This is a genomic window from Spirosoma sp. (assembly GCF_048594605.1).
Classification (GTDB): Bacteria; Bacteroidota; Bacteroidia; order Cytophagales; family Spirosomataceae; genus Spirosoma.
On the sequence record NZ_JBMDWV010000344.1, the window covers coordinates 1 to 9791 of the forward strand.

The following is a 9791-nucleotide window of genomic DNA, read 5'->3' on the forward strand; positions in this document are numbered from 1 at the left end:
AGGCTCAAGCAGTACCCGTTGGAAATCCATATCTCTTTGCGCTACGTTGGCATTTGTCATAGACAGTAAAATTTCAGTCGCTTTCAGTCCGATCTGATAAGGATGCTGTTCGATAGAGGCCAGGGGCGGATTTTCCAGATACGTTGTCAACGGCAGATTAGCGAAGCTCACAAATGAAATATCCTGATTAATCTGCAAACCTGCTTTACGGCATACCTGCATGGCGTCCAGCGCTACGTAATCGTTGAAGGCGAGTACCGCATCTGGCCGGGACACCGACGACAGCAGTTGCCTCATCTTCTCACGATTGTCTTCCAAAGTCAGGTCCACCCGTTTGATGAGGGCGTTTTCGACTGGCAACTGCTCTTCCAGCAGCGCCGTGATATAACCACGGTATCGGTCCTCACTCGCCACCAACGCGAGCGGCCCATTCAGCAGCGCAATCCGCTGGCAACCGCGTCTGGCCAGCCATTTTGTGGCTTCGTAAGCGCCTTTCTCGACGTTACAGCCAACCTGAGGTGCCTGAATTTTTGGCGGAATCCGATCAAACAAAACAAGTGGTATTCCCCGATCAATCAAGTGCTGAATATGCTGAAACTGAGCTGATTCCTTTGCAACCGACAGAAGCACCCCATCGACCTGATTGGGAGCCAGTACGTTCAGAATCTGCTTCTCCCGCTCATACAGATCATGCGACTGGTATAGCGCAATCGTATACTGGTGCTTGAAGGCCAGCTCCTCCACCCCATTGACGACTTCCGAAAAAAAGTTCTCCTTAATTTCGGGTAAAACCATGGCAAAAATTCCCGCTTTGCCGCGCTTCAGGTTTCGCGCAGTGGTATTGGGCAAATACTTCAGCTTAATGGCCAGTTGTTGCACAGCTTCGCGCGTCTTCTGACTAATCCGCGGATTATTCTGAAGCGCTCTGGAAACGGTAGACGGGGAAATCGCTAATCGCCGGGCAATTTCTTTTATGGTTACGGATTCTTTCATGCGCGAAGTTGCCTAAAGCGTAAACTTAAAACAGAATCTGTCAGGGTACACAAATGAGACTACTGACGACGATCTAATAATTTATTAACGTAGCATTGCCCGGAGTTTCCGAACTTGCGTTACGTATGAGAAAACACGTATTATGGCTGGTTCTAGCCAGCTTCTGGGCCTGCGCTCCCGGTAGCTATCATCTCACAAACCGAACGGCTGCACGTATCGGTGTCGATTCTGTTACGGCCGCTACCGATAGCAGTGTCGCAAATTTTCTGAAACCGTATCGGCAGGGACTCGAAAAAACCATGAATGAGGTCCTCGCTACGTCTACCGGCTCTATCGAAAAAGGATTGCCCGATGCTCCCCTCAACGATTTGCTGACGGATGCCCTGCTGAAACAGGCTACCCAGCGGTATGGTAAACCCATCGACTGCGCCCATCTGAATTACGGCGGCATTCGGGATAATCTGCCCAAAGGCGATATTACAACGGGCTCTGTTTTCGAGGTCATGCCCTTTGATAATCAGCTGGTTGTACTGACTCTGACAGGCGACATGCTTCAGCAGTTTTTGAATCATTTTGCCAGCGGGCATGGATTGGTGATGAGCGGCATTCGGGTGAAGATTCACGACAAACAGGTGCAGGCCGTTACGTTCAACAACGGCCGAACGCTCCAGCCGAACGAAACTTATACCCTGGCGCTAAGCGATTACATCGCCAATGGTGGCGATAGTGCCGATTTTCTGCAAAATGCCGTTAAGCGCGAAAATATCAATTATCTCATCCGCGATGCCCTGATCGACTATTTCCGTCAATTAGGCAAGGCCGGTCAACCCATAACGCCAACTTCCGATGGACGTATCCGTATCGAATAGACGCCAATTTCTGAAATTTCTGGGTACTGCCGCTGTGCTGGGCTCAGTCGCTCCTGACGTACTGGCGCATACAGGGCAACGAAACGCTACGTCACTTACTATTCTTCACACAAACGACGTCCACAGTCGGCTGGACCCATTTCCGATGGATGGCAGCCGCAACGCGGGCAAAGGCGGGGTAGCCCGACGTGCTACGTTGATTCAGAAAATCAGGCAGGAACAGAAAAACCTATTGCTGTTCGATGCGGGCGATATTTTTCAGGGAACCCCCTATTTTAACCTCTACAAAGGTGAACCCGAAATTCTGGCCATGAATCAGCTTGGCTACGATGCAGGCACAATTGGCAATCACGATTTCGATGGGGGCATGGACAACATGGTAACGCAGTTTGGCAAAGCCCGTTTTCCATTCCTGATCGCCAATTACGATTTCAAAAACACTGCGATGGATGGCAAAACTATGCCGTACAAACTTTTTGAAAAAGATGGGATTCGCGTCGGGGTTTTCGGGTTAGGCATTCAACCGGAAGGGCTGATTCCCAAAGACGCATACCGGGAGATGAAATACCTCGATCCGGTAGAACTGGGTAACGATACGGCTCAGAAACTACGTAGCACCGAGAAATGTGACTACGTTATTTGCCTGTCGCACCTTGGTTTCAAATACAATGACGCGACCGTTTCCGACAACGTACTGGCGGCCAAAACCCGAAACATCGATCTGATTATCGGCGGACATACCCATACCTTTCTGGACGCTCCCGTGGTTGTCAATAATCTGGATGGTCAACCCGTCTGGGTAAATCAGGTTGGCTTTGCGGGTATTTATCTGGGCCGCCTTGACCTCAGTTTTGAGAAAGGAAAGGCCACAGCCAGCGCCGGAAAATCAATTCCCGTGAATTAACGGTAGTATAACGCGCTGGTAGTATTATCTAAAAGCAATGTGGTTATGTAGAATCAGAATTCTGATTCTACATAACCACATTGCTTTTTATTTTCTCTATTGACTCAGCAGAACCCGGTCAATCACATGAATTACGCCGTTCGACGCTGTTTGGTCGGCCTGCGTAACGTTGGCGACATTAGCGCCATTGCCTTTACCCGTTATTGTTACTTTGCCGTTGCTTACGTTTGTACGAATGCTCGCTCCCTGGGCCGTTACAATATCAGCTCCGCTCTGGAATGTCGTTGCGTAAGCCCGGTATTTCAATACGTGATATAGCAGCAGATCCGAGATTTTCTTCTGATCGGCAACCTTGATCGAATCTATGCTTGCATAACCAGCGGCCTTAAATGCATCATTGGTTGGAGCAAACAGCGTGTAGCCGTTCTGACTGGCGCCATTCAGCACATCCTGCACACTCGAACCAGCTCGCTCAACAGCAGCGGCCAGGAACGTAAGATTCGTGTTGTTTTTAACCGCACTGGCCAGATTCACGGTTGCAGGTATCAGTACCTGATTGATGATGTGCAAAACACCGTTTGTCGTCGGCAGATCGCCCTGAATAATTTTGGCCTGGTTAACACTAATATCGGTCATACTGGCTTTGTACACCGAAACCTGGTTGTTAGCCAGCGTTGTCTGGTATTCGGTATTCACTCTTGTAGGTATTGCCGACTGATCAATTCGCGAGCCGACCAGATGGTAACGCAGAATCCGTTGCAAATCGGCTGCGGGTGCCGACGAAACAGCAGCCTCACTGGCATAACCGGCGGCTTTAAACGCATCGTCGGACGGAGCAAAAATTGTATTAGGATTTTTGTTGAACTCGCTGGTAAGCCCTGCCGCTTTAATGGCAGCTTCCAGGAAATTAAGATTGTCTTTCTGCGAAATGTAATCGACCGCGCTCACCACAACCACAGTGCCGTTGCCCGGTGTTGTCGACGTTCCCGAACCGGGGTTAGTCGATGTTCCGGAGCCAGGGTTGGTTGAGGTTCCTGAGCCCGGCGTTGTTGCCGTTCCCGAACCCGGCGGTGTGGTGGTACTGCCATCGGGTTCGGGGGTGTTATTGTTACAGCTGTAGAAGAAAGGTGCAATTGCCAGCATTAAGAAAAACATTGCCTGGCGTACATAAGCATTTTTCGGATGATCCATACGTTAAGTCGTTTAAATGAAAAGATAAGCACACAATCAGTCTTTTATCCAGCGTTTACTGAGATATATGCAAGACTTTCTAGTGAGAAACGTACCTTAACGAACTATGTTTCATTTTTCCGACTCAGCGGGACATTGTAACTTATACCTATTCCAATCAGGAAACCTACTGAAAGTATCCATAAAAAGTACAAAATCAGCCTTTTCTGTTAACCAGCCGTATTGTACAAACCACATTAGTTTTTTATCGAATGGTCCAAATAAAAGTCGGCTTAACTTAGTGCATGTATATGTCCAGATCGTATCCGGAATGGCCTGCTGACACGTGGCGATTCTCTCTGCTGGTCAGCACAACGACAGCCAGCAGCGTCCAGGCAATGGCCGTGTATATGTTCGATACAGTAAACGCAATAGTTGGCAGCGTGAAGGACAACAGGGCGGTTATCGGCAGCCATAAACCGCACAGCAGGGGAACGTAGCGTTTCCAGCCAGCTAATTTTTTTGCTCGTATAACGGCGATGCCAACACCCAGCATAATTACGTTGCTAAGCGGCCAGAAGCAGTCCAATACGTAGTAGAGCGTCGTGTTATGATTTGGAAGAATTATCTCGTAGACGTTCCAGATATTAGCCAGCACCAGGGATACAATGCTCACCTGAAGAATAATACGTCCGAAGCGATCATGGCCCGCAGCCCCAATTCGACGTAGCGCCAGAATGCTACAGAGCCAGCCCGATATATACAGTAAATCGAAGAAGCCACTGAGTGAGTCGGTAACGTAGACATGCGCATCCGGGTCAGGAACGTGGATGTACGTATTGATGCACAGAAAAGGAGCCCCGATCAGGGCCAGTGTACCGAGTAATTTATTATTCATGGTGTGGTATATGGGTTAAAAGCGGGAAGTACGTTTCGCGCTGGGGATTTTTGCTGTACAATTTTTCCCACCCTGCGATAACGTAACAAAGTAAATTCGTCAGACTCGCCAACTAAATAGTGAAGTTACTGAGCGGTAATTCTTTCTGTTTTAGCTGTAATAGACGGCGATTGAATCGTATAAGTACGTTCTGACCTGTTATCTTTGTCGTATAATAAAAAGAGCGAACGAGCTGACGTTAGATCATTCTCCGCACCGGCGGCCCGACCAATCGCTCATTCACTCAAATGCTCATTAATCAATGAAATTTGGCGTTGTCGTTTTTCCCGGCTCAAACTGCGATCAGGATGCAGTAGATACCCTCACCTTAATGGACCAGGAGGTCGTTAAACTCTGGCATAAAGATCATGACCTGCAAGGTTGCGATTTTATTATCCTGCCGGGCGGCTTCTCCTATGGCGACTACCTCCGGACAGGGGCCGTAGCGCGGTTCTCGCCGATTATGAATGAGGTGATCGCTCACGCCAATCGGGGTGGTTATCTGATGGGTATCTGCAATGGCTTCCAGATTCTGGCCGAAGCTCGGCTGGTGCCAGGCGTATTACTCCAGAACAGCAGTCAGAAATATGTTTGTAAGAATATCTACCTGAAGCCTGAATCGAAAGATGCACTGCTGACGGCTGGCCTTGATAAAGCAGCTTATAAAATCCCAATCGCCCACGGCGACGGACGTTATTTTGCGGATGCCGATACGTTGAAAGAATTGAACGACAATGATCAGGTGCTGTTCCGCTACTGCGATGAAAACGGTATCGTTACGGAAGAATTCAACGCAAACGGCAGTCTGGATAACATCGCGGGTGTTACTAATAAAGCCAAGAATGTTTTTGGCATGATGCCCCACCCCGAACGGGCTTCTGACCCAGTCCTCGGCAATACTGATGGTCGGCTAATTCTGGAGCAGCTTCTAAAAGCCGTTCCAGTGTAATACTTCCCTCTATCAGCAGTCATAAAAAATCCCCAAAGTCTGACTTTGGGGATTTTTTATGACCAAACCAGTGAATTTAATCCCACAACGTGCCATCTAATCCTAAAACGGTGCCAATCCATAGTCCAATAACGTAGATAATCAGGCTCGCTATAGTAATCAACAGTTTGTTCCACCTTTTCTGGTGCCGCAGATAATCCAGAACGTAGTGACAGATACCCCCTACCGCACCGGCTAGTGGAACGATAACCAACGGTCTGATCATCCAGAACCTGGGCCAGTTTGGATCAGGGTTTTTCACACCAAGCAAAAAAATGCTAATCAGGACAAAAGCAATGGAGGCACCAACGAGTGCGCGAAAGCCAGGAGATGGCGTTGGGAGGGACTGATGTTCGTACATACTTGTTCCGTTTTGACTGGTTTTAGATCTATTACAATTTCATTAAAAAAGTACTTTGTAATTCAAAGTACATAATTGCTTTTCAAACCACCAAACGAATTACCTAAAAAAATTTAGCTAGCTAGAGCCCAAATCCATCTCGTAATGCAGCGCGGGCAGCATGATAGCCGCACATGCCGTGCACTCCCCCACCCGGCGGTGTAGACGATGAACAGATAAAAATACCCGGCGCCGATGTTTTATAGGGCGACAGGCTAAGAACCGGACGTGTGTACAACTGCCTGATATCCAGAACACCACCGTTTATATCCCCCCCAATATAATTCGGATTATAAGCTTCCATTTGTACCGAATTCATGGCATGACGCGCCAGAATCCGATCGCGGAAACCGGGGGCAAATCGCTCGATCTGTTTCTCAATAACGTCCGTCCGATCCACCGATGAGCCGTTTGGTACGTGGCAATACGCCCAGGCCGTCTGTTTGCCTCCAGGAGCGCGGGTCTGATCGAAAATACTCTGCTGGGCCAACAAAATAAACGGACGCTCTGGGTGTTTACCAGACGAAGCAAGTTGCTCAGACTGAACAATCTCCTCGAACGTACCACCAATGTGCACCGTTCCAGCCTGCCGACATTCGGGAGCCGTGAACGGAATTGGACCGTCCAGCGCCCAATCAATTTTGAAAACACCCATTCCGTAGCGGTAATGTTCCAGTTGCTTCTGATAAAGCGTTGAAAACCGATCTCCGGCAATACGTAGTAACTGCTTCGGCGTTACGTCGAACAGAACAACCCGCGTCGATGGAACATCCTGCATCGATTGAACGAATCGGCCGGTCTCAATTTTCCCCCCAATCGAACGGAAGTAAGAAGCCAGCGCATTGGCAATTGTCTGTGAACCTCCTTTCGGAATGGGCCAACCATACAAATGGCCGGCTGTCATCAGAACCAGCGCAATAGCCGACGTAGTAAGATTAGTCAACGGCTGAATGGAATGAGCGGCCATGCCCCCCAGTAATCCTCGTGCTTCCCCCGTTTTAAACCGCTTGACGAACTGCGTAACGGGCAGCAACGCATCGAGTCCAAAACTGGCCATGTCAATTGGATGCCTGGGGATACGTAGCGGTCCGAGAATATCAGGCGCCATACCCGGCCATTGCTTCACCAGCGGTTCAAACACAGAACGGTACGTCTGCTGATCAACACCAAGAGACTCAGCCGTTTCACTCAACGAGGAACGTAACGTAGCGGCCGTTCCATTATCGAACGGATGAGCGCACAACACGGGCGGATCAATAAACTCCAACCCATGATCAGTCAGCGGTAATGTTTGAAAAAAAGGCGAGCCAACGGCCATCGGATGAATGGCCGAACAGACGTCATGCACAAAACCCGGCTGCGTCAGTTCGGCTGACCGTAAGCCTCCGCCAATGGTTTCTTTACCCTCCAGCAGCAGCACCGACAGTCCGGCACGTTGCATGGTAATGGCTGCACTTAACCCGTTAGGGCCTGAGCCGACAACCACGGCATCATATTCGGTTTTAGCCATCTACTGGGCGTTAATGAACTGTAATTCTGTAACAACCTAACCCTTCGTAACCGTTCCGGCTATTCCGTATTGGCGATAATGAGCCTCTGGATAAGCACGCGTTAACGATACGTCTGCCACGGTTCGGGTTTAAACAATACGTTCCCGTCTGGCTTGATCTGCCAGGCAGTGATCGGGTTAAAATGATAACCAAGTGCATCGCCACCCCGTGCGTCAATCAATTGCTTCAACGTGGGTTGCCGATAGCCGGTTTCGTCCGTAACGCGGCTCATTATTTCGGTTTCGTCGCCGTTCCAGCGCCATACGTAGCGAAAGGCTGTATGCGCTTTGTCCAGAACAGGTTCCTGCAGCGTAGCCAGCTGCCAGGTTTTACCAGCATCCGTACTTACTTCTACCTGTGCTACTTTTCCACGACCGCTCCAGGCAATACCCCGAATTTCGATCCAGCCTTTCTCCACTTTTTTCGGGTATGATGGAAACGTAATGATGGACCGGGCATCAATGTCGAAACTGAACTGCCGGTATTTGCCCGGGCCGCGTTCGGCGTCTTTGATGGGTTCGTTTTATTTCGACGTTTCCTCGCGAGTCATAAACGGCTGGTCCGACAATTCAAGTCGGCGTAACCATTTGACGGACGTATTCCCTTCCCAGCCGGGCAAAAACAGGCGTACCGGATAACCCTGCTCAGGTCGGAGCGCTTCGCCGTTCTGGGCATAAGCAATAATGGCATCTTCCCAGCCTTTTTTTACGGGAACGCTTCGGGTCATCACCGCAGCATCGGACCCTTCCGCCAGAAACCACGTAGCGTTCGGTTTGACACCGACTTCGCGAAATAGCGTCGACAGTTTAACGCCCGTCCACTCGCTTTGGCTCGTAAGTCCACAAACATCCTGCGGACTCATGGTTTCTTTGCCGGTTCTGAAATTACCCGAACATTCCAGAAACGCAATCCGCGAAACCGACGGAAATCGTTTCAGATCCGCAACGCTAAAGATCAACGGCTTGTCGACCATCCCATGAATTAATAATTCGTGTTTGGCCGGATCAATAGCCGGAACGCCTGCATGATGCCGTTCAAAATGCAGATCAGATGGTGTAATGATTCCGTAAAAATCCTGTAAAGGCGACCGCGACGAAATATCAGATGGTTTCTTGATAACTTTCTCAAAGGAGGATCGCGTACCCACTTCACCAGCCAACGTACCGATTCTCTTTGTTGGATCGTCAGGCATCAGCTCAGCAACGGAAACACCCGCCTGAAGCGTTTTTCCCGATGCCGTCTGGACAATGGCTACGGCGGCCGTTGCGGCTCCACCCAGCATAGTTCGACGCGAGATTCGACTCGTAAGCTGGTCGATATGAATGCGTTTTTTCGTCATTTTATTTCCGGTCCACCTTTCCGGTCGTCAGGCACGAACAATTTTTGCGCGGGCATCACTACGTTAGGCAACGTTTGGGCGTTCATGACGGCTTTTTCGTCGATGATTCCGTTGGCATTCAGCAAATACGCTGTCAGGTTATAAACTTCCTCGTTGGTCAGCGAACCCGGCTCACTAAACGGCATTGCCCGGCGAATGTAATCGAATACTGTAGTGGCATAAGGCCAGTAATTTCCGATCGTTTTTTCAGGCCGTTTTCTGGTCGCGTCGGTAGTCGTAACCAGCGAACCGTTTGGTCCGCCCACTCCGCCAGCCCCATGACAGGCCGCACATTTCTGGGCAAAAATCGCTTTTCCCGTAGCAGCACGTCCTTCGCCGGGCGGCAAGCCTTTTCCATCGGGCCGAACATCAATATCGAGTCGGGTAATTTCCGCCTGGGTAGCCAGTCGCCCGAATCCAAAGCGGTTCGGCAACGTATCAGATTTGGATTCGGAATGTGGTACGTTAGCCTTACCACTTGCCTGAAAACAGCTATCCAGCGTTACCACGACGAAGGCGCTAATCAACCAGACACTACACTTGTAGCTGCTCATCGACAATAACTTTATTTGTGATACGCCTATTCTCCGACCGTTAATACG

General features: G+C 49.7%; 9 protein-coding genes and 1 pseudogene. 3 read left to right on the top strand and 7 right to left on the bottom strand.

Features of this window, described 5'->3' with window-relative positions:
• On the bottom strand, positions 1-993 hold a 993-nt coding region (locus ACOJS8_RS20850), incomplete at its 3' end, for a LacI family DNA-binding transcriptional regulator (protein WP_420150485.1).
• 125 nt (positions 994-1118) lie between these two features.
• Here ACOJS8_RS20850 and ACOJS8_RS20855 point away from each other — a divergent pair.
• On the top strand, positions 1119-1862 hold the full coding sequence (locus tag ACOJS8_RS20855; protein WP_420150486.1) for a 5'-nucleotidase C-terminal domain-containing protein: 744 nt from the start codon (positions 1119-1121) through the stop codon (positions 1860-1862).
• Positions 1840-2766 carry a bifunctional metallophosphatase/5'-nucleotidase gene (locus tag ACOJS8_RS20860; RefSeq protein WP_420150487.1) on the top strand — a complete coding sequence of 309 codons (927 nt, stop codon included), beginning with the start codon at positions 1840-1842 and terminating at the stop codon, positions 2764-2766. The genes ACOJS8_RS20855 and ACOJS8_RS20860 overlap by 23 nt, the downstream gene beginning before the upstream one ends.
• 96 nt (positions 2767-2862) lie before the next feature.
• Here the strand turns inward: ACOJS8_RS20860 and ACOJS8_RS20865 are convergent, their stop codons facing one another.
• Entirely contained in the window at positions 2863-3957 is a 1095-nt protein-coding gene (locus tag ACOJS8_RS20865) for a fasciclin domain-containing protein (RefSeq protein ID WP_420150488.1), read from the bottom strand.
• A 277-nt stretch (positions 3958-4234) separates the two neighbouring features.
• A complete protein-coding gene (locus ACOJS8_RS20870) occupies positions 4235-4834 on the bottom strand; it encodes a hypothetical protein (protein ID WP_420150489.1) in 600 nt (199 codons plus the stop codon).
• A gap of 301 nt (positions 4835-5135) precedes the next feature.
• On the opposite strand from ACOJS8_RS20870, the gene purQ reads away from it, so the two are divergent.
• On the top strand, positions 5136-5822 hold the full coding sequence (gene purQ, locus ACOJS8_RS20875; protein WP_420150490.1) for a phosphoribosylformylglycinamidine synthase subunit PurQ: 687 nt from the start codon (positions 5136-5138) through the stop codon (positions 5820-5822).
• Positions 5823-5898: 76 nt separating this feature from the next.
• Here purQ and ACOJS8_RS20880 read toward each other — a convergent pair whose 3' ends face one another.
• From ACOJS8_RS20880 to ACOJS8_RS20895, 4 genes and pseudogenes are all read right to left on the bottom strand, one after another.
• Positions 5899-6222: a potassium transporter KefB gene (locus ACOJS8_RS20880; protein ID WP_420150491.1), complete on the bottom strand. Its 324-nt coding sequence runs from the start codon at positions 6220-6222 to the stop codon at positions 5899-5901.
• A 121-nt stretch (positions 6223-6343) separates the two neighbouring features.
• Complete coding sequence (locus ACOJS8_RS20885; protein WP_420150492.1) at positions 6344-7771, bottom strand: phytoene desaturase family protein; 1428 nt, start codon at positions 7769-7771, stop codon at positions 6344-6346.
• 101 nt (positions 7772-7872) lie between these two features.
• Positions 7873-9150 (bottom strand): annotated as a pseudogene (soxC, locus tag ACOJS8_RS20890) (sulfite dehydrogenase).
• On the bottom strand, positions 9147-9743 hold the full coding sequence (locus ACOJS8_RS20895; protein ID WP_420150493.1) for a c-type cytochrome: 597 nt from the start codon (positions 9741-9743) through the stop codon (positions 9147-9149). Before ACOJS8_RS20895 ends, soxC begins: the two are co-directional and overlap by 4 nt.
• Positions 9744-9791: the final 48 nt, after the last annotated feature.